Annotated in this window: 21 protein-coding genes; 6 read left to right on the forward strand and 15 right to left on the reverse strand. The window is 63.9% G+C overall.

The features are described from left to right. Positions 1-7: 7 nt before the first annotated feature. Both QWL29_RS04185 and QWL29_RS04190 read right to left on the reverse strand, forming a co-directional pair. Complete coding sequence (locus tag QWL29_RS04185; protein ID WP_305821631.1) at positions 8-337, reverse strand: hypothetical protein; 330 nt, start codon at positions 335-337, stop codon at positions 8-10. A 73-nt stretch (positions 338-410) separates the two neighbouring features. Then, positions 411-1,895, reverse strand: a complete 1,485-nt coding sequence (locus tag QWL29_RS04190) for an aldehyde dehydrogenase (protein ID WP_305821632.1) — start codon at positions 1,893-1,895, stop codon at positions 411-413. 133 nt (positions 1,896-2,028) lie between these two features. Here QWL29_RS04190 and QWL29_RS04195 point away from each other — a divergent pair, with 133 nt between their 5' ends. Further along, positions 2,029-3,489, forward strand: coding sequence for a high affinity choline transporter 1 (locus QWL29_RS04195; RefSeq protein WP_305821633.1), 1,461 nt, complete (start codon positions 2,029-2,031; stop codon positions 3,487-3,489). A 175-nt stretch (positions 3,490-3,664) separates the two neighbouring features. Here QWL29_RS04195 and QWL29_RS04200 read toward each other — a convergent pair whose 3' ends face one another. From QWL29_RS04200 to QWL29_RS04210, 3 genes are all read right to left on the reverse strand, one after another. Beyond that, positions 3,665-5,113, reverse strand: a complete 1,449-nt coding sequence (locus QWL29_RS04200; protein WP_305821634.1) for an aspartate aminotransferase family protein — start codon at positions 5,111-5,113, stop codon at positions 3,665-3,667. A gap of 35 nt (positions 5,114-5,148) precedes the next feature. Beyond that, positions 5,149-6,519 carry a glutamine synthetase family protein gene (locus QWL29_RS04205; protein ID WP_305821635.1) on the reverse strand — a complete coding sequence of 457 codons (1,371 nt, stop codon included), beginning with the start codon at positions 6,517-6,519 and terminating at the stop codon, positions 5,149-5,151. 116 nt (positions 6,520-6,635) lie between these two features. Continuing rightward, positions 6,636-7,394 (reverse strand): gamma-glutamyl-gamma-aminobutyrate hydrolase family protein, encoded by a 759-nt coding sequence (locus QWL29_RS04210; RefSeq protein ID WP_305821636.1) that lies wholly within the window; start codon positions 7,392-7,394, stop codon positions 6,636-6,638. Positions 7,395-7,766: 372 nt separating this feature from the next. On the opposite strand from QWL29_RS04210, the gene QWL29_RS04215 reads away from it, so the two are divergent. Next, on the forward strand, positions 7,767-8,480 hold the full coding sequence (locus tag QWL29_RS04215; RefSeq protein ID WP_305821637.1) for a PEP-CTERM sorting domain-containing protein: 714 nt from the start codon (positions 7,767-7,769) through the stop codon (positions 8,478-8,480). A gap of 116 nt (positions 8,481-8,596) precedes the next feature. On the opposite strand, the gene QWL29_RS04220 is transcribed toward QWL29_RS04215, so the two are convergent. Next, positions 8,597-10,003 carry a heavy metal sensor histidine kinase gene (locus QWL29_RS04220; RefSeq protein ID WP_305821638.1) on the reverse strand — a complete coding sequence of 469 codons (1,407 nt, stop codon included), beginning with the start codon at positions 10,001-10,003 and terminating at the stop codon, positions 8,597-8,599. After that, positions 10,000-10,692, reverse strand: coding sequence for a heavy metal response regulator transcription factor (locus QWL29_RS04225; protein ID WP_305821639.1), 693 nt, complete (start codon positions 10,690-10,692; stop codon positions 10,000-10,002). Before QWL29_RS04225 ends, QWL29_RS04220 begins: the two co-directional genes overlap by 4 nt. 148 nt (positions 10,693-10,840) lie before the next feature. Here QWL29_RS04225 and QWL29_RS04230 point away from each other — a divergent pair, with 148 nt between their 5' ends. The 4 genes from QWL29_RS04230 to QWL29_RS04245 all read left to right on the forward strand — a co-directional run bounded on the left by QWL29_RS04230 (position 10,841) and on the right by QWL29_RS04245 (position 13,592). After that, positions 10,841-11,326 (forward strand): GlcG/HbpS family heme-binding protein, encoded by a 486-nt coding sequence (locus tag QWL29_RS04230; protein ID WP_305821640.1) that lies wholly within the window; start codon positions 10,841-10,843, stop codon positions 11,324-11,326. 42 nt (positions 11,327-11,368) lie between these two features. Beyond that, positions 11,369-11,770 (forward strand): hydroxyisourate hydrolase, encoded by a 402-nt coding sequence (gene uraH / locus QWL29_RS04235; protein ID WP_305821641.1) that lies wholly within the window; start codon positions 11,369-11,371, stop codon positions 11,768-11,770. Between the two features lie 62 nt (positions 11,771-11,832). Then, on the forward strand, positions 11,833-13,287 hold the full coding sequence (gabD, locus tag QWL29_RS04240) for an NADP-dependent succinate-semialdehyde dehydrogenase (RefSeq protein WP_305821642.1): 1,455 nt from the start codon (positions 11,833-11,835) through the stop codon (positions 13,285-13,287). After that, complete coding sequence (locus QWL29_RS04245; protein ID WP_305821643.1) at positions 13,287-13,592, forward strand: hypothetical protein; 306 nt, start codon at positions 13,287-13,289, stop codon at positions 13,590-13,592. Before gabD ends, QWL29_RS04245 begins: the two co-directional genes overlap by 1 nt. 174 nt (positions 13,593-13,766) lie before the next feature. On the opposite strand, the gene QWL29_RS04250 is transcribed toward QWL29_RS04245, so the two are convergent. The 8 genes from QWL29_RS04250 to recN all read right to left on the reverse strand — a co-directional run bounded on the left by QWL29_RS04250 (position 13,767) and on the right by recN (position 23,091). Continuing rightward, positions 13,767-14,141, reverse strand: a complete 375-nt coding sequence (locus QWL29_RS04250; RefSeq protein WP_305821767.1) for a nucleotide pyrophosphohydrolase — start codon at positions 14,139-14,141, stop codon at positions 13,767-13,769. Between the two features lie 5 nt (positions 14,142-14,146). Continuing rightward, the gene (can, locus tag QWL29_RS04255; protein WP_305821644.1) at positions 14,147-14,824 is read right to left on the reverse strand and encodes a carbonate dehydratase; all 678 of its coding nucleotides are present in this window, start codon (positions 14,822-14,824) and stop codon (positions 14,147-14,149) included. 473 nt (positions 14,825-15,297) lie between these two features. Beyond that, complete coding sequence (gene dnaJ, locus QWL29_RS04260) at positions 15,298-16,431, reverse strand: molecular chaperone DnaJ (RefSeq protein WP_305821645.1); 1,134 nt, start codon at positions 16,429-16,431, stop codon at positions 15,298-15,300. Between the two features lie 108 nt (positions 16,432-16,539). Further along, a complete protein-coding gene (dnaK, locus tag QWL29_RS04265; RefSeq protein ID WP_305821646.1) occupies positions 16,540-18,483 on the reverse strand; it encodes a molecular chaperone DnaK in 1,944 nt (647 codons plus the stop codon). 109 nt (positions 18,484-18,592) lie between these two features. Further along, positions 18,593-19,138, reverse strand: a complete 546-nt coding sequence (gene grpE, locus QWL29_RS04270; protein ID WP_305821647.1) for a nucleotide exchange factor GrpE — start codon at positions 19,136-19,138, stop codon at positions 18,593-18,595. Positions 19,139-19,640: 502 nt separating this feature from the next. Next, positions 19,641-20,744 carry a ferrochelatase gene (gene hemH / locus QWL29_RS04275; protein ID WP_305821648.1) on the reverse strand — a complete coding sequence of 368 codons (1,104 nt, stop codon included), beginning with the start codon at positions 20,742-20,744 and terminating at the stop codon, positions 19,641-19,643. A 123-nt stretch (positions 20,745-20,867) separates the two neighbouring features. Continuing rightward, positions 20,868-21,296 carry an organic hydroperoxide resistance protein gene (locus QWL29_RS04280; RefSeq protein ID WP_305821649.1) on the reverse strand — a complete coding sequence of 143 codons (429 nt, stop codon included), beginning with the start codon at positions 21,294-21,296 and terminating at the stop codon, positions 20,868-20,870. Positions 21,297-21,426: 130 nt separating this feature from the next. After that, complete coding sequence (gene recN, locus QWL29_RS04285) at positions 21,427-23,091, reverse strand: DNA repair protein RecN (RefSeq protein ID WP_305821650.1); 1,665 nt, start codon at positions 23,089-23,091, stop codon at positions 21,427-21,429. Positions 23,092-23,098: the final 7 nt, after the last annotated feature.

The following is a 23,098-nucleotide window of genomic DNA, read 5'->3' on the forward strand; positions in this document are numbered from 1 at the left end:
CCCAGTGCTAATGCGGCGCTGCCCGGGCTTTCCTGCGCCGCAGCCAGCGGTCGAGCACGAGGAAGAGGACCAAGGCCAGCACCCACATGCTGGCATTGAAGATCCGCAGCGAATTGTCGTGGCCGCTTGCTGTCGCCAAGGTAGCGAGGCCGCCGGGATAGGGCGCGACGCCATGTCCCGTTACCACGCCCGGGCTCAGCAACGCGGACGCAAGCAGGTTAAGCGCACAGCGCCCGGGCAGGGCCATTTCCTGCAACCAGGCACGCCACAGCCAGGCGTAGATGACGCCCGCGATGGCAAGCCAGGCGCCCACGACCACCACAACGAATACGGACATCACGTGCATCCCCTTTGTTGCCAACGTACATGATCCATTGTATCGACACTGTCCAGGCCGGGCCACTCCTGATTCAGAGTCCGATCCAGGTCGTCTTCAGCTCGGTGTACTTGTCAAAGGCATGCAGCGACTTGTCGCGCCCGTTGCCTGATTGTTTATAGCCGCCGAAGGGCACGGTGATGTCGTCGTTGTCGTACTGGTTCACGTGGACCGTGCCGGCGCGCAGGCTGCGTGCGGCGCGGATCGCCTTGCTCATATTCGACGTCCAGACCGCCGCCGCCAGGCCATAGGGCGTGGCATTCGCCTGGCGCACCGCCTCGTCGAGCTCGGTAAACGACAGCACCGACAGCACCGGCCCGAAGATTTCCTCGCGCGCGATGCGCATGCCCGGGTCGACGCCGTCGAACAGGGTCGGTGCGATGTACAGGCCGCCGGACTCGGCCCGCGTTTGCGTCCCGCCCGCCAGCAGCCGCGCGCCCTCTTCCTGGCCCGAGGCGATATAGCCGAGCACGGTCTTCATCTGGACGGCATCGACAATCGCGCCCATCACCGTGTCCTCGATGAGCGGATCGCCCGGCGCGAAGTTCGGCACCAGCGCCAGCGCCTTTTCCAGGAAAGCATCCTTGATCGACGCCTCGACGAACAGGCGCGAAGGGGCATTGCAGCTTTCGCCCTGGTTGAAATAAATGGAGCCGACCGCGGCGGTCACGGCGGCATCCAGGTCCGGGCAATCGGCGCAGACGATGTTCGCGGACTTGCCGCCGAGCTCGGTCCAGGCGCGCTTCAGATTCGATTGCCCGGCCATCTGCACGATCCCCTTGCCGGTGCGGGTGGACCCGGTGAACGCGATGCAGTCGACGTCCATGTGCAGGCCCAGTGCCCGCCCTGCTTCCTCGCCATAGCCGGGCAGCACGCTGAAGACGCCGGGCGGCACGCCGGCCTCGAGCGCCAGCTCGGCCAGGCGCAAGGCGGTCAGCGGCGCCTTTTCCGAGGGTTTTAATATCAGGCTGTTGCCGGCAGCCAGGGCCGGGCCGATCTTCCAGGCCGCCATCAGCATCGGGTAGTTCCAGGGCGTGATGGCGGCCACCACGCCGACTGGCTCGCGCGTGATGAGGGCCAGGCTGTCCTCAGGCGCCGGCGCCATCTGGTCGTAGAGCTTGTCGATCGCCTCGCCATACCAGCGGACGCAGTTCTGGGCCAATTGCACGTCGACGCTGCGGCTGTAGCGGATGGGTTTGCCCATGTCCAGGGTTTCCAGCAAGGCGAGTTCGTCGCGGTGCTCCAGCATCAAATCGGCGAAGCGGACCAGCACGCGCTTGCGTTCGGCGGGCGCCTTGCCGGCCCAGCGCCGGTCCTCGAAAGCGGCGCGGGCGGCGCCGACTGCCGCGTCGACGTCGGCCAGGTCGCAGCGCGCCACCTCGGCCAGCTTGCGGCCGTCGATTGGCGAGATGCAGTCGAAACGGGCTTCGGATCGCGCATGGACCCGCTCGCCGTTGATGAGGGCGCGGCCATCGATTTCCAGTGCGGCGGCACGGTCGTGCCAGTGTGTTGTTGTCATGCCAGTGTTCCCCCAATGATGAAAGAAAACTCCACGAAAATCCAGGCCGGGTTGCTCCTTCAGCCATGTTCTGCCGCTATAATCGCCGATTTTCCGCCCGAACATTTCTTGCCCTTGCCGAGGCATCTTCCCTATGAATTACACCCTGATTACCTGTGTCGTCATCTACCTGCTGGGCACCTTGGCGCTGGGCGTGTGGGCGGGCTCGCGTATCAAGAATACCAGCGACTTTGCCGTTGCTGGCCGCAGCCTGCCTTTGATCATGGTCATCACGACGACGTTCGCCACCTGGTTCGGCGCCGAAACCGTGATGGGCGTGCCAGCCCGCTTCGTGCAGGGCGGCCTGAACGCCATCATCGAAGACCCCTTCGGCGCCGGCACCTGCCTGATTCTGGTCGGTCTGTTCTTCGCGACCAAGCTGTATAAGCTGAACCTGCTGACGATAGGCGACTACTACCGCCAGCGCTACGGCAAGGGCATCGAGATTTTTTGCTCGGTGGCCATCATCCTGAGTTACCTCGGCTGGGTCGCAGCCCAGATCACGGCGCTCGGCCTGGTGTTCTCGGTGTTGACGAATGGCGCCATGGCGCCGGCCGTCGGCATGGTGATCGGCACCCTGGCCGTGCTGATCTACGTGGTGGTGGGCGGCTTCCTGGCCGTGGCGCTGACCGACTTCATCCAGATGATCGTGCTGGTGATCGGCATGTCGATCATCGCCTTCTTCGCAGCAGACCTGGCCGGCGGCGCCGACAAGGTGCTGGACATGGCCCAGCAAGCCAATTTGTGGCGCCTGCTGCCGGAGCCCACCTTCAACGACATCATCTTCTTCATCGGCGCGGCGATTACCATGATGTTCGGCAGCATCCCGCAGCAGGACGTGTTCCAGCGCGTGATGTCGGCCAAGGACGCCCCGACCGCGCGCGCCGGCGCCGTGATCGGCGGCGCCAGCTACATCCTGTTCGGCTTCGTGCCGATGTTTATCGTCGCCGCTGCGGTGGTGGTGATGGGCAGTAACGCCATGGAAATCGCGCGCAACGACTACCAGCAACTGCTGCCGACTTTCGTGATGACCCGGATGCCGCTGATCATGCAGATCCTGTTCTTCGGCGCCCTGCTGTCGGCCATCAAGAGCACCTCGTCGGCCACGCTGCTGGCGCCGTCGACCAGCTTTACCGAGAACATCCTGAAAAATATCCGTCCGGGCATGAGCGACCGCCAGCAATTGTTCGCGATGCGCGTGACCATCGTCATCTTTGCGGCGCTGGTGCTGGTGTATGCGATTGCGATGGAAGGCACCTCGATCTATGAGCTGGTGTCATCGGCGTACCAGGTGACGCTGGTGGCGGCCTTTGTGCCGCTGGTGATGGGGCTGTACTGGAAGCGTGCCACGACCCAGGGGGCGATCTTTTCGATTGCTGCCGGCTTGATGGTGTGGATCGTGTTCTTCCCGCAGATCTCGACGCTGGGCGAGCATTTCCCGGGGCAGTTGGCTGGGCTGCTGGCGGCGTTTGCGGGCATGTTCGTCGGGTCGCTGGCGCCGCAGGTGTTGAAGAACCGGACCGAGCCGGCGAAGACCATCGCAGCGAGCGCCTGATCGTTAGCGTACGATAACGTAGGGTGGGCACTCCGTGCCCACGCGGAAGCATGCACCGTAGCTGCTCATTTGGACGCGGATCGCATGAGCATCGGTCAACGTGCCAAAAGCGTTTCGTTAGCTCGACGTTCCGCGTGGGCACGGAGTGCCCACCGTACGATCAATACGCTGCCGGCTAGATCCAACCTCGCTGGTGCAAATCCGCCAGCGTCAGATCCAGGCAATCCCAAATCCGCTCGGCCATCTCGTCGATTTCAAGCTTCGTCATCACCAGCGGCGGCGCCACGATCATCCGGTCGCCCACGGCGCGCATGATCACCCCATTGTCGAACATGTGCCCGCGGCACAGCATCCCCACCTGCAGCTCGCGCGCGAAATGCTCGCAATCGTGCGGCCCGCTGCCCTTGCGCCGCACCAGGTTCAGTCCCGCCACCATGCCGCAACTCTCGGCATGCCCGACCAGCGGATGCTCGGCCAGCTCGGCAAACACTGCCTTCAGGTGCGGCCCGGTTTCCAGCGCCACCTTGTCCACCAGCTTTTCCTCACGCAGGATGCGCAGGTTTTCCAGCGCCGCCGCGCAGGCCACCGGGTGGCCGGAATAGGTAAAGCCGTGGTTGAAGTCGCCGCCCTGCTCGACCAGCGCCTGCGCCACCCGCTTGCCGACCAGCACGCCCCCCAAAGGCACATAGCCTGAGGTCACACCCTTGGCAAAGCTGATCAAGTCCGGCCGCATGCCCATCAGCTCCGAGCCGAACATGGTGCCCAGGCGCCCGAAGCCGCAGATCACCTCGTCGGCGATCAATAAAATGCCGTACTTGTCGCAGATGCGCTGCACTTCCGGCCAGTAGGTTTCCGGCGGAATGATGACGCCGCCCGCACCCTGCACCGGCTCGCCGATGAAGGCGGCCACCCGCTCCGGCCCGCTGGCCAGGATCTGCTCTTCCAGCCAGCTCGCCGCGCGCAGGCCGAAGGCGTTCTCGCTCATGCCGCGGCCGCTCTCGGCATAGCTGGGCTGGCCGATGTGCACGATGTCGGGAATCGGCAACCCGCCTTGCGCATGCATGCCGGCCATGCCGCCCAGCGAGGCCCCGGCCATCGTGCTGCCGTGGTAGGCGTTGTGGCGGCTGATGATGACCGTGCGGCCGGGCTGGCCCATCACATCCCAGTAGCGGCGCACCATGCGCACCACGGTGTCGTTCGCTTCCGAGCCCGAGCCGGTGAAGAACACGTGGCTGAACTGCGGCGGCGCCAGGGCCACCAGCTCGGTGGCCAGCTCGACGGCCGGCACATTGGTGGTATTGAAGAAGCTGTTGTAGAACGGCAGGGTTTCCATCTGCCGGTACACGGCCTGCGAAATGGAGGTGCGGCCATAGCCGACGTTCACGCACCAAAGGCCCGACATACCGTCGATCAGTTGCTTGCCTTCGGAATCCCACAGGTACACGCCCTGTCCGCGCACGATCACGCGCGCGCCGCGACTTCGCAGCGCCGCATGGTCGGTGAACGGGTGCAGGAAATGCGCCGCGTCGCGTTGCTGGATGGCGCGCGTGTCGAAGGTTTCCCCGTCCGGCAAACGCGCGGAGCTCAAGCTGGCGGCAAGCACCGCCGTTTCGTCGGTTGCCATGATGGCACCTCTTTTGGTTGGTAATCCCTAGTTGGTCATACGTGCAGCAACAAGTGTTCGCGCTCCCATGGGCTGATGACGGTCATGAACTCCTGGTGCTCGAGCTCCTTGATCGCCGAGTACACGTCGATAAAGCGTTCGCCCAGCACCTCGCGCAGCGCCCCTTCGCCGCGCAGCAGGTTCAGGGCTTCCGGCAAGCCTTGCGGCAGCTCGACCGGCATGTTGTAGGCGCTGCCCTCGACGATCGGCGACGGCTCGGTGCCCTCGACCATGCCGAGGTAGCCGCAGGCCAGGGTGACGGCCAGCGCAAGATACGGATTGGCGTCGGCGCCGATGATGCGGTTTTCCACGCGCCGGTCCTGGGAACCCGACACCGGCACTCGGAAGCCGACGGTGCGGTTGTCGATGCCCCATTGCAGGTTGATCGGTGCAGCCGTGTGGCGCACGATGCGGCGGTAGGAGTTGACGTAAGGCGCCACCACCGCCATCGCCGACGGCATGTAGCGCTGCAGGCCGCCAATGTATTGGTGGAACAGTTTGGAAGCGGAACCGTCTTCGTTGCTGAAGATATTCCGGCCCGTCGCGGCGTCGACCACGCTCTGGTGCACGTGCATCGCCGAGCCCGGCTCGCCCGCCATCGGCTTGGCCATGAAGGTGGCGTACATGTCGTGCTTCAGCGCCGCTTCGCGCAGGGTGCGCTTGAAATAAAACACTTTATCGGCCAGCCCCAGCGGGTCGCCGTGCTGGAAATTGATTTCCATCTGGCCGGCGCCGATCTCGTGGATCAGGGTGTCGACGTCGAGGTTCATCATGTCGCAGTAATCGTAGATGTCCTCGAACAGCGGGTCGAACTCGTTGACGGCGTCGATGCTGTAGACCTGGCGGCTGGTTTCCGAGCGTCCGCTGCGGCCGATCGGGGCCGTCAACGGCAAGTCCGGGTCGATGTTCTTGGCGGTGAGATAGAACTCGAGCTCGGGCGCCACCAGCGGCTTCCAGCCCTTCTTCTCGTAGAGTTTCAGCACGCGGCGCAGTACCGAGCGCGGCGCGAAGTCGACCAGCTCGCCGCTGGCGAAATAGCAGTCGTGGATCACCTGCGCGGTGGGGTCGACCGCCCACGGCACCATGGTGATGGTGGTCGGGTCGGCCTTCAGGATCATGTCGCGGTCGGTGGACGAAATCGCCTTGTCGTAGGCCGCGTCATTGGTCGGCGAATTGCCGGTCACGGTCATGCCGAGCACGGCTTCCGGCAGGCGCATGCCGCGCTCTTCGGTAAATTTCACGCGTGGCAGGATCTTTCCACGGGCAACGCCAGTCAGGTCGGGGACCAGGCATTCGATTTCGGTGACGCGCTTGGCATTGAGCCAGTCGTCCATGTCGGTGTAACTAAAATTCTCGCGGATTGCCATGTTTGCCTCATTGTTCGCTTTGGTTCGCAGGCGCGCAAAGGCACGCCGGCACGTAGGTGCTGGAGTGAACGAGGCAAGCTAGGGGACGGCGCGCGCCGCCCACTTTTCCCAGGCGGTCATAGGCGTCCCTGTTTCCTGGCGCGGTAGTCGCGGCAAGCCTGGCCGAAGGCGCCGAACATCTTCATGGAATACGGATTGTGCGTGATGCGCCATTCCGGGTGCCACTGCACCGCCAGTGTAAAGCCGGGCGCGGCGCCGACCGAAAACGCTTCGACCAGCCCGTCCTCGGCAGTGGCTTCGACCACCAGGCCGGGCGCCAGTTCATTCACGCCCTGGCCGTGCAGGGAATTGACGGGAATCTCGTCGGCGCCGAGCACGCCGTGCAGGAAGCCGCCGGGCACGATGCTGATCTTGTGCGCATCGCCGTATTGTTCATCCATGCCGAGTTCGGCGTTTTCGCGGTGGTCGAACTTGCCGGGCACGGCCTGCACCGCCTGGTGCAGGCTGCCGCCAAGGGCCACGTTCATCTCCTGGAAACCGCGGCAGATCGCGATGATCGGAATGCCCCGCCCCACGGCCGCGCGGATCAGCGGCAACGTGGTTTCGTCGCGCGCCGGGTCTTGCGGCAGCGAGGGGTCGAGCACGTCCTCGGAGTAATAGCTGGGGTGCACGTTCGAGGCCGACCCGGTGAGCATGATTCCATCGCACAGCTGCAGCATGGTTTCCAGGTCGAGCGCCGGCCCGAGCGAGGGCAGGATCATGGGAGCGCAATCGGCCCCCAGGACGACGGCGTCGCAATACTTGTGCTGGGCAGCGTGATACGGGTGTTCGCCGAAGTCACGCGTGCATGCTGGAACGATAACGATGGGGCGCATGGTCTCTACCTTGTCGTGAGCGCACGAAGACCATCATACGAGCAATCTGGTCCAGGCGCGAGTGGCCGTTAATCCAGATCAAACACTGTGCGCTTTGCGCGCGCTGGCAGTATCGATCTGCTAGTAAAACGCGATTTCCATAGCAAAAGCTTAACGTTAACCGACGAACGGTGCCAACACGAACCGGCAGCGCCTGTCCGGCCTCGCCTGTACGGTCGCGTTTGTCGAAAAATCTTACAGTCGAGCTCGTCCGATTTGATCTTCGTCACATAAGTTCTTGAAAGAAATGAATATTTCTTTTCGGGCACACTAATTGCTTTCTATGAAAGCATAGTGTTTCCAACCGAATTCAACCTGACGAGAACCCAGACCATGAAAAAGATCATTGCTACCGCCGCCCTCGCCCTTGGCTTTGCTTCCGCTGCCCAGGCAACCTACCTGCCGGCCTACCTGACCACCAACGATCCGTACAACGCCACCCTGAAGATCGACAGCAAGCCGGGCACCGAGATCGAATCGGCCAAGCTGTACCTGACCTTTGCCGACGTGACCAACAACACCTGGACCACCAAGGAAACCATCTCGGTCAAGCTCGACAACGTGCTGGCCGGCACCATTTACAACGTCGGCAAGGACTACACGACCTACAGCTTCAACGTGCTGCCATCGCTGCTGGGCGATAACAAGCTGGACCTGTCGATTTCGCTGGGCTGCACCCCGGCCTACTACATCTTCTGCCTGGACCAGGACGTGTGGCTGAAGAAAATCCTGCTGGACATCAAGCGCGTGCCGACCAAGCCGACCGTCCCGACGGAGCCGACCCAGCCTACGAACCCGACCAACCCGACGAATCCGACGAATCCGACCGAGCCGACCAACCCGACGGAGCCGACCCAGCCGACCGAACCGAACCCGCCGGTCGACGTACCGACCGAGCCGCCAGTCGTCACCCTGCCGGTCCCGCCAATCGACCTGCCGGGCAACCCGACCAACCCGACCCTGCCGTCGGAAGTGCCTGAGCCAGCCACCCTGCTGACCCTGGGCCTTGGCCTGATGGGCCTGGCAGCTGCGCGCCGCCGCAAGTAATCCCTTCGGCGCCAGCCGGATGCAAAAAGGAAGAGCGCCCTTGCGGCGCTCTTTTTTTGTTTGTCGAAAAATCTGACACCAGCATACGCGGCCCCGGATCGGGCTCAGGTCGCGGCTCAAGCAGCTGGAAACACGAGCGTGAACGTGATGCGCGTGCCCTCTACATGCACGCTTGCCTGGCCACCGTGCAGGTCCATGATGGCGCCGACGATGGCCAGCCCGAGGCCGGTCGATCCCTCGGCATCGCTGCGGGCCGGGTCGGCGCGGTAGAAGCGCTCGAACAGGTGCGCCAGGTGTGCGGATGCGACCGGCGCACCGTGGTTGCTCACGCTTAGCTCGATAGCGTCTGCTTGCCGGTTCGCGATCAAGGAAATCGTGCTGCCCGTATCGGCATGGCGGACCGCATTCGACACCAGGTTAGCCAGCGCGCGCCGCAACAGCGCGGCATCGGCCGCTACGGTCAACGCGGCGTCTCCAGTGCAGGCGAACGCCAGGCCGCGTTCTTCGGCCATGCCTTCGAAGAAGCCGGCGACCTTCTCCAGTTCTTCCACTGCCGCCAGCGGATGGCGCACCAGCACTACCTCGTCCTGCCCGGCGCGCGCAAGGAACAGCATGCTTTCGATCATGCGCGCCAGCCGTTCCAGCTCCTCGATGTTCGACGCGATCAGGTCCTCGTACTCGCCGCTGCTGCGCGGCTGCGCCAGCATCACCTGGCTTTGCCCAAGCAGGTTCGCCACCGGCGTGCGGAATTCGTGCGCCAGGTCGGCCGAGAAACCGGAGAGCCGCGCATAGCCTTCCTGTAGCCGGGCCAGCATGTCGTTCAGGGCGTGGATCAGCGGCAGCAGTTCGGACGGCGCGCCTTTTACCTCCAGGCGTTGCGCCAGGGTGCCGGGCCGCACCAGCGCGGCATGCTCGGCCACGCCATGCAGAGGCCGCAGTCCGCGCCGCAGCCACAAGGCCGCCAGCAAAGCAGCAAGTAGCGCACTGACCAGGGCCGCACCGGCGATCTGGCGCCGGTAGCCGGCGAACATGGCGCTGCGCTCGGCATAGGCACGGGCAACGACAATGTGCACCTGGCGATTGTCCAAACGAGCGCTGCCGGCCACGACCCGGCCGGGTGCGGCAGCGCTGGTCGTCCAGCTGCGGATTGCATCAAGCGTCGGCGCCACGCCGGCCACGGGTGGCAGCGGGTAGGTTTCATGCAGGGCGTTGATGTCGGCCAGGGGCGTGCCGTCGGGCGCCAGGATGCGCACCAGCGAATTTTCCTGGCCGCTCATCGTGTCGCGGAAATAATCCGGCTGGGCACGCAGCAGATCGGCGGCGCCGGGACGGCCGAGCAGCAGCTGCACCTGGCGCAGCTTGCCGAGCAGCTGGATATCGTCGCGCCGTTCGATTTCGCCGGCAAAGGCGTGGTACAGGTAGCTGCCCAGCCCGGCCGCGGCCAGCACCACCACCAGCGTGAACATCGCGCTCACGCGCAGCGCCAGCGACTGGCGCCAGCCTGCTGTCGTGAAAGCTGTCATGGCGCCGCCGCCGGGACGGCTTCGCACACATAGCCCATGCCGCGCCGGGTGTGGATCAATTTATCGGGAAACGGATCGTCGATCTTGCGCCGCAACCTGCGCACGGCGGCGTCGATGACATTCGTGTCGCTGTCGAAATTCATGTCCCAGACCTGGGACGCGATCAGCGCGCGCGACAATACCTGGCCCTGGCGCCGCGCCAGCAGGTGCAGCAGGGCAAACTCCTGGGCCGTCAGGACGATGGGCGTGCCGCCACGGCGCACCCGGCGCATGAGCACGTCGATTTCCATGTCGCCGATGCAGATCTGCGCTTCCTCGCGCACCGGCCCGCGCCGCAGCAAGGTGCGGATGCGCGCCACCAGCTCGACAAAGGCAAAGGGTTTCACCAGGTAGTCGTCGGCGCCCAGTTCGAGCCCGCGCACGCGGTCCTGGACTTCGTCGCGCGCCGTCAGGAACAGCACCGGCATCTGCGCCGTGGCCGGGTCGGCGCGCAGGGCGGCCAGCACTTCCCAGCCATCCATGCGCGGCAGCATCACGTCGAGCACGACCAGCTCGATCGCTTCTTCGCGCGCGATGTGCAGGCCGTCGCGGCCATTGCGCGCCAGGCGCACGCCGAAGCCGGATTCGGCCAGGCCGCGCTGCAGGTAATCGCCGGTCTTCGGCTCGTCTTCAATGACCAGGATGCTCATGGCTGGGGTGCGCGCAAAAGCGCCATTCTATGCCGATCCGGCGGCGCCGAAGATGACGAAACTGTCATCTGGCAATCAGCTTGCCGTCGGGTGGCGCGCGCTAAGGTGGCGGCTTGTTCACCAGCTCGCTCACTTTCTCCATCACGCCATGACCCGACTGCCTGCCGCCTTGCTGACCATCTCCCTTGCCGCCACCGCCCTGCCTGCCGCCGCACAGTTGCGCCAGCAGCCCGACCTGACGCTGGCAGCGGCCAACCGCCTGGCCAGCGGCGCCATCGAGGCCTGCCGGCGGCAGGGACGCGACATCGTGGTGGCCGTACTCGACCGTGGCGGCAACCTGGTCGCGCTGCAGCGTGCAGACACGGTCGGTCCGCATAACACAGAGGCTGCACGCCGCAAGGCCTACACCGCCCTGTCTACGCGCAGCAGCACGTTTGAGCTGGCGCGCAAGGCCGCCGCCCCGGACGCGCGCAACCTCGCCACCCTGCCCGAACTGCTGCTGCTCGGCGGCGGCCTGCCGCTGCTGGCGCAGGGCCAGCCCGTGGGCGCCATCGGCGTGGCCGGCGGTGGCGGCGCCGTCAACGACGATGCCTGCGCACGCGCCGCAATCGCCGCCGTGCCCGAACTCGACTGACCCTTCGACCAATCCCTCCCATCCATACTGAAAGGAAATCCCATGACCTTCAAACAGTGCATCCTCGCCGGCGTCCTGTTCTCGGCCGCCACGCTGGCCGCCGCCAACCCGCTCAGCGTCCACGTCCTCGATCTACAAAGCGGCCAGCCGACCGCCAGCATCAAGGTGACGCTGGAACAACGCGCCGGCGACAACTGGCGCACGCTGGCCGCCAACGTCACCGATGCCAAGGGCCGCATCGCCGCCCTCTATCCGGAAGACAAACCCTTCGCGGCCGGCGACTACCGCATCGTGTTCGCCACCGGCGAGCACTACGCGCGCCAGGGCCAGGCCACCTTCTTCCCGCGCATTCCGGTCGAATTCAAGGTCGACAAGACGGACCAGCACTACCATATTCCGCTGCTGCTGAGCCCCTTCGGCTACTCGACGTATCGGGGCAACTGACACGGAAACGTGCAAAAAAGTCTAGTATTGGGGGTTATCGAATGATGATGAACGAGGACCCCATGCTGAACCTGAACGACCCCCGCCTGCTGCGCCAGCAGGCCTATATCGACGGCGAATGGTGCGACGCCCTTGAGGGCGCCACCGTCGACGTCATCAATCCCGCCACCGGCGACAAGCTGGGCACGGTGCCGCACATGGGCGCCCAGGAAACCCGGCGCGCCATCGAGGCCGCCAACGCCGCCTGGCCGGCCTGGCGCAAGAAGACGGCGCGCGAACGCAGCCTCATCCTGCGCAAATGGAACGACCTGATGCTGGAAAACGCCGACGACCTGGCGCTGCTGATGACGGCCGAGCAGGGCAAGCCGCTGGTCGAATCGAAGGGCGAAGTCGCCTACGCCGCCTCCTTCTTCGAGTGGTTCGGCGAGGAAGCCAAGCGCGTGAATGGCGACACCCTGCAGTCCCCTTGGCCCGACCGCCGCATCGTGGTCACCAAGGAGCCGATCGGCGTCTGCGCGGCGATTACGCCATGGAACTTCCCGGCGGCGATGATCACCCGCAAGGTGGCCCCGGCACTGGCCGCCGGCTGCCCCATCGTGCTGAAACCCGCCGAGCTGACGCCTTACTCGGCGCTGGCCCTGGCGGTGCTGGCCGAGCGCGCCGGCGTGCCGCAAGGTGTGTTCAGCGTGGTCACCGGCGACTCGAAAGCCATCGGCGGCGAAATGACCGGCAACCCGACCGTGCGCAAGCTCAGCTTCACCGGCTCGACCGCGGTGGGCCGCTTGCTGATGGAACAGTGCGCGCCGACCGTGAAAAAAATCTCGCTGGAACTGGGCGGGAATGCACCCTTCATCGTGTTCGACGACGCCGACATCGATGCCGCCGTGGAAGGCGCGATTGCCTCGAAATACCGGAATGCCGGCCAGACCTGCGTCTGCGCCAACCGGCTCTACGTGCAGGACGGCGTGTACGAGGAGTTCGCGCGCAAGCTGGTGGCGGCGGTCGAGAAACTGAAGGTGGGCAATGGCGTGGAAGACGGCGTGACCCAGGGGCCGCTAATCGAAGAAAAAGCCGTGGTGAAAGTCGAGCAGCACATCGCCGATGCGCTGTCGAAAGGCGCGCGCCTGATGCTGGGCGGCAAGCGGCACGAGCTGGGCCACAGCTTCTTCCAGCCGACCGTGCTGGCCGACGTGACGCCGGAGATGATGGTGGCGCGCGAGGAAACCTTCGGGCCGCTGGCGCCGCTGTTCCGCTTCCAGACCGAGGAGGAAGTGATTGGCATGGCCAACGACAGCGAGTTCGGCCTGGCCTCGTATTTCTATTCGCGCGATATTGGCCGCGTCTGGCGCGTGGCCGAGGCAATCGAAAGCGGCATGGTCGGCGTGAATACCGGGCTGATCTCGACCGAGGTGGCGCCGTTCGGCGGCGTCAAGCAATCCGGCCTGGGGCGCGAAGGCTCGGCGTACGGGATCGAGGATTATCTCGTGGTGAAGTACATCTGCATGGGCGGCATGTGATGAACCGCGACCCGCTGCGCGATGTGGTGGATGCGCCGCTGTTCATCGTGCCGCGGGTGCTGGAGCGCTTGCGCGCGTTGCGGCCGGCACTGGATGGTGTGGCGCTGGCGGCGTTCGAGCGCTTGCGTGGGTGCCTGCTGGAGGGAATCGAGGGGCATCCAACGCGGTTTTGGGTGCTGAGGCAGGTGCAGAAGGCGCTGGGAGCGGTTGAGGGCGAGGATGCCGAATCACGTCAACATCTTCATACTGCGCTGAAGGAGCTGCTGGCAATTATCGGTACAGATGATGGCGGCGTAATACGGTAGGGTGGGCACTCCGTGCCCACGCGGTTACGTGCGCATCACCTGGACACGTGCCACAAAACATCGCTCGCAAGCGTTTGCAACGCCCGCCGACGTATGGGTACGCGGCGGTACGACCGCGTGGGCTCGAGAGCCCACCCTACACCATCAACATCAACGTCAACATCAACACCAACGTCACGCGTCCTTGTACTCGTGGTACTTGCGCGCGTCGCCGCGCACTTTATCGGCCGGGTACTTGGCGCGGTTGAGCACCATCTTTTCCTGCACTGCCGCCATCAGGTCGACGTCGAGCTTGTCGGCCAGCCGCACGAGATACACCAGCACGTCGGCCATCTCATGCCGCACCTGCACCAGCTTGTCCGGCCCCAGCTCTTCAGCCTGCCCGGTCTGCAGCCACTGGAAGTGCTCCAGCAACTCGGCCGCCTCCACGCTCAGCGCCGACGACAAATTCTTCGGCGTATGGAACTGGTCCCAATCACGCTCGTCGACAAACACGCGCACGAGCTCGCGCAGCCGGGCCAGGTCGCCCTGCTCGACCGGCTCGACCAAAGAACTCACAGTTCCTCGCCGCGGTCGCGGTAGCCGTCCAGCACCACTTCCAGCTTCGGCGCGATCTGGTCATAGCTGCTGACGGTGATGCCGAGGTCGCGCAGCAGGCCGTCGTGCACGCCGTACACCCAGCTGTGGATGGTCAGTTCCTGGCCGCGTTCCCAGGCGTCGCGCACGATGGTGGTCTGCGCCACGTTGATCACCTGCTCGGCGACGTTCAGTTCGACCAGGCGGTTGGTGGCGGACACGCCGCTGACGTTGCCCAGGTACTGGCCGTGCTTGTCGCGCACGTCGCGCACGTGGCCGAGCCAGTTGTCGGCCAGGCCGACGCGGGTATTGTTCAGTGCGGCGCCGACGCCCGAGCAGCCATAGTGGCCGCAGAGGATGATGTGCTTCACCTTCAGCACGTCGACCGCGAACTGCAGCACGGTCAGGGCGTTCAGGTCCGAATGCGAGATCACGTTGGCGATGTTACGGTGCACGAACAGTTCGCCCGGGGCCATGCCGAGCAGCTCGTTGGCGGGCACGCGGCTATCGGAGCAGCCGATCCAGAGGTATTCCGGGGCTTGTTGCGAAGCCAGGTCCTTGAAGAAACCGGGGTCTTGCTCGACCATCGAGGCTGCCCATTCGCGGTTGCGCTTGAACAGGTCTTCCGTCGTCAGGCCGGTGGGGGTCTTTGCCATGTGGTTCTCCTTGCTGCGGGCGGCGCGGGGCGCCTGCCCGTGGTGTTCTTTGGATTTTCCGTATTGTAAGCTGAGTGGCGCGGGAACGTGGAATGTGCGTTGGCGGACTCGTAGAGGATGTGAAAAAATTGTCAGGGCAAGGCGCCGAGTCGAAGACAGTACGAGCGTACGGCAAGACGAGGCAACGCAGCCATGGCGATTTTTTCACATCCTCGTAGGGTGGGCACCCCGTGCCCACGCGGAAGCGTGCGCGGTGATTGCGGTTTTCGAATCGCGCCGGTAGCCCATGGTTAGCGCGTCCAAATGATCATTTGGATGCGTTTCGATGGGCCAGCGCCACAGGGTGATATCAAGCCAACCATGATCGTCGTTCCGCGTGGGCACAGAGTGCCCACCGTACGTGCTCACCTGCTAACAGTCATTCGAAAAAAAACCGCCGAGGCTCGCGCGCCCGGCGGTTTTTCGACGACTGCTTATTCGAAGAAGTCTTTCACTTTATCCATCCAGCCCTTGCTCTGCGGGCTGTGCTTGGCGCCGCCTTCGACCGTCATGCGTTCGAACTCGCGCAGCAGGTCTTTCTGCTTGTCGGTCAGCTTGACCGGGGTCTCGACGATCACGTGGCAGAACAAGTCGCCATGGTAGCCCGAGCGCACGCCCTTGATGCCCTTGCCCTTCAGGCGGAAGGTCTTGCCGGTTTGCGTGCCTTCAGGAATCGTGAACGAGACCTTGCCCGACAGGGTCGGCACTTCGATCTCGCCGCCCAATGCCGCTTTCGAGAACGAAATCGGCATCTCGCAGTGCAGATCGTCGCCTTCGCGCTGGAACACCGCGTGCGGCTTGATGTGGATTTCCACGTACAAATCGCCCGATGGGCCGCCGTTGGTGCCCGGCTCGCCGTTGCCGGTCGAGCGGATGCGCATGCCGTTGTCGATGCCGGCCGGAATCTTCACTTCCAGCGTCTTGTTGCGCTTGATGCGGCCCGCGCCCGAGCACGATGGGCAGGGTTCCGGAATCATCTTGCCGCTGCCGTGGCACTTCGGGCAGGTTTGCTGGATGCTGAAGAAGCCCTGCTGCATGCGTACCTGGCCGTGGCCATGGCAAGTCGTGCAGGTGACCGGCTGGGTGCCCGGCTTGGCGCCGCTGCCGTGGCAGGTGTCGCACTTGTCCCAGCTCGGCACGCGGATGGTGGTGTCGAAGCCGTTGGCCGCCTGTTCCAGCGTGATCTCGAGGTTGTAGCGCAGGTCGGCGCCGCGGTAGACCTGGGGTCCGCCGCCGCCGCGGCCGCCACGGCCGCCGCCGCCGAAGATGTCGCCAAAGATGTCGCCGAAGGCATCGCCGAATCCGCCTGCGCCGCCGCCGAAGCCGCCGCCGCCCATGTTCGGATCGACGCCGGCGTGACCATAACGGTCATAGGCCTCGCGCTTCTCCGGATTGGTCAGCATCTCGTAGGCTTCCTTGACCTCCTTGAACTTCTCTTCCGCTTCCTTGTTGTCGGGATTGCGGTCAGGGTGGTACTTCATCGCCAGCTTGCGATACGACTTCTTGATCTCTTCTTCCGAAGCACCCTTTGCGACCCCAAGGATCTCGTAAAAATCACGCTTTGCCATTTGGCACCTTGCTGTTGTCTACTGAACGAAACTGTTTAAATACTGAAGCAAAAAAACCGAGCCGGCACCATGGAGGCTGCAGCGGCTCGGTTCGGTACGCGCCAAGGATTACTTCGCGTCTTTCACTTCCTTGAAGTCGGCATCGACCACGTCGTCGGCCTTGGCCGATGCGTCGGCGCCGCCGCCAGCTTGGCCTGCGCCGCCTTCAGCGCCGCCAGCCTGCTGTGCCTGCATGTCGGCGTACATCTTTTCGCCGAGCTTCCGGGCAGCGGTCGACAGGGCGGCCGTCTTGGCTTCGATGTCGGCCTTGTCGCCCGACTTGATCGAGCCTTCCAGGTCGGTGATCGCCGCTTCGATGGCTTCCTTCTCGCCGGCTTCCAGCTTGTCGCCGTATTCGGTCAGCGACTTGCGGGTCGAGTGCACCAGCGCGTCGGCCTGGTTGCGCGACTCGGCCAGTTCCTTGACCTTCTTGTCTTCTTCCGCGTTCAGCTCGGCGTCCTTCACCATCTTCTGGATGTCCTCTTCGGTCAGACCCGAGTTGGCCTTGATGGTGATCTTGTTTTCCTTGCCGGTGGCCTTGTCTTTCGCGCCGACGTGCAGGATGCCGTTGGCGTCGATGTCGAAGGTCACTTCGATCTGCGGGGTGCCGCGTGGCGCCGGTGGCACGCCTTCGAGGTTGAACTCGCCCAGGCCTTTATTGCCTGCTGCGATTTCGCGCTCGCCCTGGAACACCTTGATGGTCACGGCCGGCTGGTTGTCGTCGGCGGTCGAGAACACCTGCGAGAACTTGGTCGGGATCGTGGTGTTCTTGTGGATCATCTTGGTCATCACGCCACCCAGGGTTTCGATACCCAGCGACAGCGGCGTCACGTCCAGCAGCAGCAAGTCCTTGCGCTCGCCCGACAGGACCGAACCCTGGATGGCGGCGCCAACGGCGACGGCTTCGTCCGGGTTGACGTCACGGCGTGGTTCCTTGCCGAAGAATTCCTTGACCTTTTCCAGCACTTTCGGCATGCGGGTCATGCCGCCGACCAGGATGATGTCGTCGATGTCCGAGACCTTGACGCCGGCATCCTTGATGGCGATGCGGCATGGCTCGATGGTCTTGTTGATCAGTTCCTCGACCAGCGACTCCAGCTTGGCGCGGGTGATCTTCAGGTTCAGGTGGACCGGCGCGCCGTTCGCCATGGCGATGTACGGCTCGTTGATTTCGGTCTGCTGCGACGACGACAGTTCGATCTTCGCGCGCTCGGCCGACGCCTTGATGCGCTGCAGGGCGATCGGGTCTTTCGACAGGTCGAGGCCGTTGATCTTCTTGAATTCGTCGATGATGTAGTCGATCACGCGCTGGTCGAAGTCTTCGCCGCCCAGGAAGGTGTCGCCGTTGGTCGACAGCACTTCGAACTGCTTCTCGCCGTCGACGTCCGCGATCTCGATGATCGACACGTCGAAGGTGCCGCCGCCGAGGTCATACACGGCGATCTTGCGGTCGCCCTTGTCGGTCTTGTCCAGGCCGAATGCCAGTGCGGCGGCGGTCGGCTCGTTGATGATGCGCTTGACGTCCAGGCCCGCGATACGGCCGGCGTCCTTGGTTGCCTGGCGCTGCGAGTCGTTGAAGTAGGCCGGCACGGTGATGACCGCTTCGGTGACTTCTTCACCGAGGTAGTCTTCGGCGGTCTTCTTCATCTTGCGCAGGACTTCAGCGGAAATCTGTGGTGGCGCCAGTTTCTTGTCGCGCACGCCGACCCATGCATCGCCGTTGTCGGCTTTGCTGATGGTGTAAGGCATCAACGAGATGTCCTTCTGGACTTCTTTCTCATCGAATTTACGGCCGATCAGGCGCTTGACCGCGAACAGGGTGTTCTTCGGGTTGGTGACGGCCTGGCGCTTGGCAGGCGCGCCGACGAGAATCTCGCCGTCTTCCTGGTAAGCGATGATCGACGGCGTGGTGCGCGCGCCTTCGGCGTTCTCGATCACCTTAGGCTGACCGTTTTCCATGATCGCGACGCAGGAGTTGGTGGTTCCCAGGTCGATACCGATAATTTTGCCCATGATTTATTTTCCTTTGAATGCTGAAATGTTTTAATGCTTCGGATATGGGGAAATACCTGACTGCTTTCAAGGCCTCTTGCCAGGCAGCACCTTACTTTTTTCTTCTTGCTTACTTCGGCTGTGCTGCAGTAACAATGGCCGGGCGCAGCAGACGATCGGCAATCATGTAACCCTTTTGCAGGACGGTGACGACCGTGTTCGCTTCCTGGTCGGCAGGCACCACGGCCACGGCCTGGTGCTTGTTCGGGTCGAGCTTGTCGCCCTGCGCCGGCATGACTTCCACCAGGCGGTTCTTCTCGAACGCAGAGCTCAGCTGCTTGAGGGTCATCTCGACGCCTTCGCGCATGGCTTCGACGGTTTGCGTTTCGACCTTCAGGGCCATTTCCAGGCTGTCGCATACCGGCACCATGGCCTCGGCGAAGCTTTCGATGGCGAACTTGTGGGCCTTGCTGACGTCTTCCTGGGCGCGGCGGCGGATATTCTCGCCGTCGGCTTTGGCGCGCATGAATGCATCGTGCATTTCAGCCAGCTTGGCTTCGGTCGCGCTCAGTTGTTCTTCAAGGGTCGGTTCGCCTTTCGCTGCGGTGGTGTCAGCGGCAGGTGCGGCCTCGGCCTCCGGCTGGATATTCACCTCTGGATTTTCTTGGTCATGCATCGAAAAAACTCCTGAAATCAAGGACTTGGCTGAATGGTTGGACAAGTGCTTCTTGTCGTACAGCGCCGCATATGGGGCGATCTCCTACATTTTCAAGGGACATTGCGACTCTGTTAGCAGAAAGACTGACAACATTTGTTACAACAGTTACCGATGAGGTGATTCTTTCCCGCGTTCAAGGTTCTAAGATGATTTCAACGCGCTTTGCATGCGCGAACAGAACAAGAACCCAACGTGGGAGAGCAGCATGAGATTGCACTTGATCAGCAGCGCCGTCGTGGTCTACACCGCCCTTGCAACGGCGTGCATTTGTTACGCCGGGGTGTAAACCACGCCACAAAACGTGCCATTTTAGCAGGTTGGACCGCAGAAGGCCCGGTGTTGCGGGATGTGGTGGGTTCGAGAACCTACCCTACGATTGTGGATGGTCCCGGTTCACGCGTCGATCGTTACCCCGGATGACGGCTGCGGGTAGGGTGGGTTCTCGAACCCACCATTTCCATCATGCGCCAAGGCGCAACGCATGCTCGCGCGCGATCTCGGCATCGCGCCGCTCGGCCTCGCGCTGCGACGGACTCATCATGGTCGGCCAGCCGATCAGATGCTGCTCGGCGATCTCCGCCAGGCCCACGATCCAGGTCGGCGCTTCGTTCAGGCAGGGGATGTAATGGAAATCCTTGCCGCCGGCCGCTTCGAAGTCGTGCTTCACTTCCATCGAGATTTCTTCCAGCGTTTCCAGGCAGTCGCTGGTAAAGCCGGGGCAGATCACATCGACCCGCTCGACACCCTGGCGCGCCAGCTCGGCCACGGTCGGCGCCGTGTACGGCTGCAGCCACTCGGCCTTGCCGAAGCGCGACTGGAAGGTGACCAGGTACTCGTCCGGCGCCAGGCGCAGGCGGGCGGCCAGCAGGCGCGCCGTCTTCTGGCATTCGCAGTAATACGGGTCGCCCAGCTCCAGGGTGCGCGTCGGCACGCCGTGGAAACTCATCACCAGCTTCTGGCCGCGGCCGTACGCGTCCCAGTAGGCCTGCACGGTGTCGTACAGGGCGTCGATGTAGCCTTCATGGTCGTGGTAGTGCTTCACCAAACGCAGCTCGGGGATATTGCGCACGTTCTTGTAGTGGGCGAACACCGCGTCCCAGATCGAGGCGGTGGTGGTGCCGGAATACTGCGGATAGGCAGGCAGCACGGCGATGCGGTCACAGCCGTCGAGCTTCAATTGATCCAGCACCTCGGGCAGCGAGGGCGAACCGTAGCGCATCGCCATGCGCACCTGCACGCCTTCGTGGCCGCGCTGCTCGAGCGCCGCCTGTAGCAGCTGCGCCTGCTTCTGGGTATGCACCTTCAGCGGCGAACCGTCTTTCGTCCAGATCATCTGGTACTTCTTGGCCGACGCGCCCGAGCGGAACGGCAGGATGATCAATTTCAGGATGAACGACCACACCAGGCGCGGGATTTCGACCACGCGCGGATCCGAGAGGAATTGCTTCAGGTAGCGCTTGACGGCGGACCGGGTCGGCGCATCCGGCGTGCCGAGGTTGACGAGGACAATGGCGCTGTGGGCAATGCTGCCGTGGGTGTGGGATGGTTCTTTGCGAAAGGGCATAAAGGAGACAGGAACGCTTGGGTCTCCATTATAGGTGGGTGTCGCCCGGCCTTCGAGAAGATAATACTGATTGCGGCGATAGCCCAACAGTTGTTGGCGCTAGCGCCGCAGTGTGCAGCTAACTCAGGTCGTCACGTGCAGGCGCACGTCGATGTTGTTGCGCGTGGCGTTCGAGTACGGGCACACGATGTGGGCCTTGTCGACCAGTTCCTGCAGCTGCGCCTGCTCCATGCCCGGACCGTGGATGGTCAGGTCGGCCTCGATGCCGAAACCGGTTGGAATCTGGCCGATGCCGACTTCGCCGGTCACGGTCAGCTCTTCCGGCAGCTTCACTTTTGCCTGGCCGGCGACGAACTTCAGCGCGCCGAGGAAGCAGGCCGAATAGCCGGCTGCGAACAATTGTTCCGGGTTGGTGCCGGTGGCGCCGTTGCCGCCGAGTTCCTTCGGCGTGGTCAGCTTCACGTCCAGCACGCCGTTGTCGCTGCGCGAAGTGCCTTCGCGGCCACCTTGCGAGGTGGCCTTGGCGCGGTACAGGACTTTTTCGATGCTCATGCGAACCTCCATGTTTTGGTTGGACGGAGATTGTGGCAGATGGGTGAAGTGAACAGCGCCCGGTAGGCGCTTGCCGCCGGATGATGACGGGATGAACCTGGCGCGATACACAGCGCCGGCAGCCCGCCGTTCAAGACGCCAACAACTCCCTTGCATGCTTGCGCGTCGTCTCCGTAATCTCGATCCCGCCCAGCATGCGCGCCACTTCTTCCACGCGCGCCCTGTTGTTCAGCACCTCGATGCGCGACACGGTGCGCCCTTCGCCGGTCGTGCCCTTGGCCACCTGGAAGTGCTGGTTGGCCTGGCTTGCCACCTGCGGCAAGTGGGTCACGCACAGCACCTGCCGCTGCTGGCCCAGGCGCTTGAGTAAACGCCCCACGACTTCGGCCACGCCGCCGCCGATGCCGCTGTCGACCTCGTCGAAGATCAGGGTCGGCGTGGTGGTGGCGTTCGAGGTGATGACGGAAATGGCCAGCGAGATTCGCGCCAGCTCGCCGCCCGAGGCCACCTTGGCCAGCGGCCGTGGCGCCACGCCGGCGTGGCCGGCCACCAGGAATTCGACCTGCTCCAATCCATGTACACCCGGCTCGCAAGGATTGAGCGCAACGGCGAAACGCCCGCCGCCCATGCTCAGTTCCTGCATCGCCAGCGTGACCTGTTCGCTCAGGGCCCGGGCCGTCGACACGCGCCGCGCAGATAAACGATTCGCGACCTTGCGGTAAGCGCTTTCCGCTTTTTCTTCCTGGCGCTTGAGGCCGTCGATATCGGTGGCGTCAGCCAACTGGCGCAGCTTGGCGGCCAGCGCCGTGTGTTCCTCGGGCAGTTCTTCCGGCGTCACGTGGTACTTGCGCGCGGCGCTGTGCAGGGCGTCCATGCGGGCGTCGACTTCGCGCAGGCGCGCCGGGTCGAGTTCGACCTTGTCGATGTAGTTGTTCAGCGCATACACCGCTTCCTGCAGCTGGATGCGCGCCGGTTCCATGCAGTCGAGCACGGCCTGCAGTTCGGCGTCGACGTCGACGAGTTTGCCCAGCTTGGTGTTCAGCGACGACAGCTGCGACAGGATCGGGTGGTCCGATTCCGAGATGGCGGCCAGCGCCTCCTGCGCGCCGTCGAGCAGGCTGGCGGCGTGCGACAGGCGGCTGTGCTCGTTGGTGATCTCGGTCCACTCGCCGGATTTCGGGGCCAGCTTGTCGAGTTCGCTCACCTGCCACTCCAGGCGCTCGCGTTCGAGCAGCACGTTCTTGGCATTCGTTTCGTATTCTTCGCGCTGGCGCGACAGTGCGCGCCAGGCACGGTAGGCCATCGCCACTTCCTGGGCCTCGGCGGCAGCGGCGGCATCGCGCACGGCGATCTGGTTGTCGAGCAGGGCGCGCTGGGCGTCGGACTTCAACAGGCTCTGGTGCGCGTGCTGGCCGTGGATGTCGACCAGCATGTCGCCCAGCTCGCGCAGTTGCCCGGCAGTGGCGGCGATGCCGTTGATGTAAGCCTTCGAGCGGCCGGCGTTGTCGATCACGCGGCGCAGCAGCGCCCCGCCCTCTTCACTCGCGAATTCATGCTGCTGGAGCCAGGAACTTGCTTCTTCGGTGAGGGCGAAGTCGGCCGTGATGTCGGCCTTGGCCGCACCCTCGCGCACCATGCTCGCTTCGCCGCGGCCGCCCAGCGCCAGTTGCAGCGCGTCGATCAGGATCGACTTGCCGGCCCCGGTTTCGCCTGTAAAAACCGAAAAGCCGTTGGCGAATTCGAGTTCGATCGCGTCGACGATGACGAAGTCGCGGATGGTCAGTGTGCGCAGCATGAAGAAA

Origin of the sequence: Massilia brevitalea (assembly GCF_030711405.1) — a bacterium.
Classification (GTDB): domain Bacteria; phylum Pseudomonadota; class Gammaproteobacteria; order Burkholderiales; family Burkholderiaceae_D; genus Telluria; species Telluria brevitalea.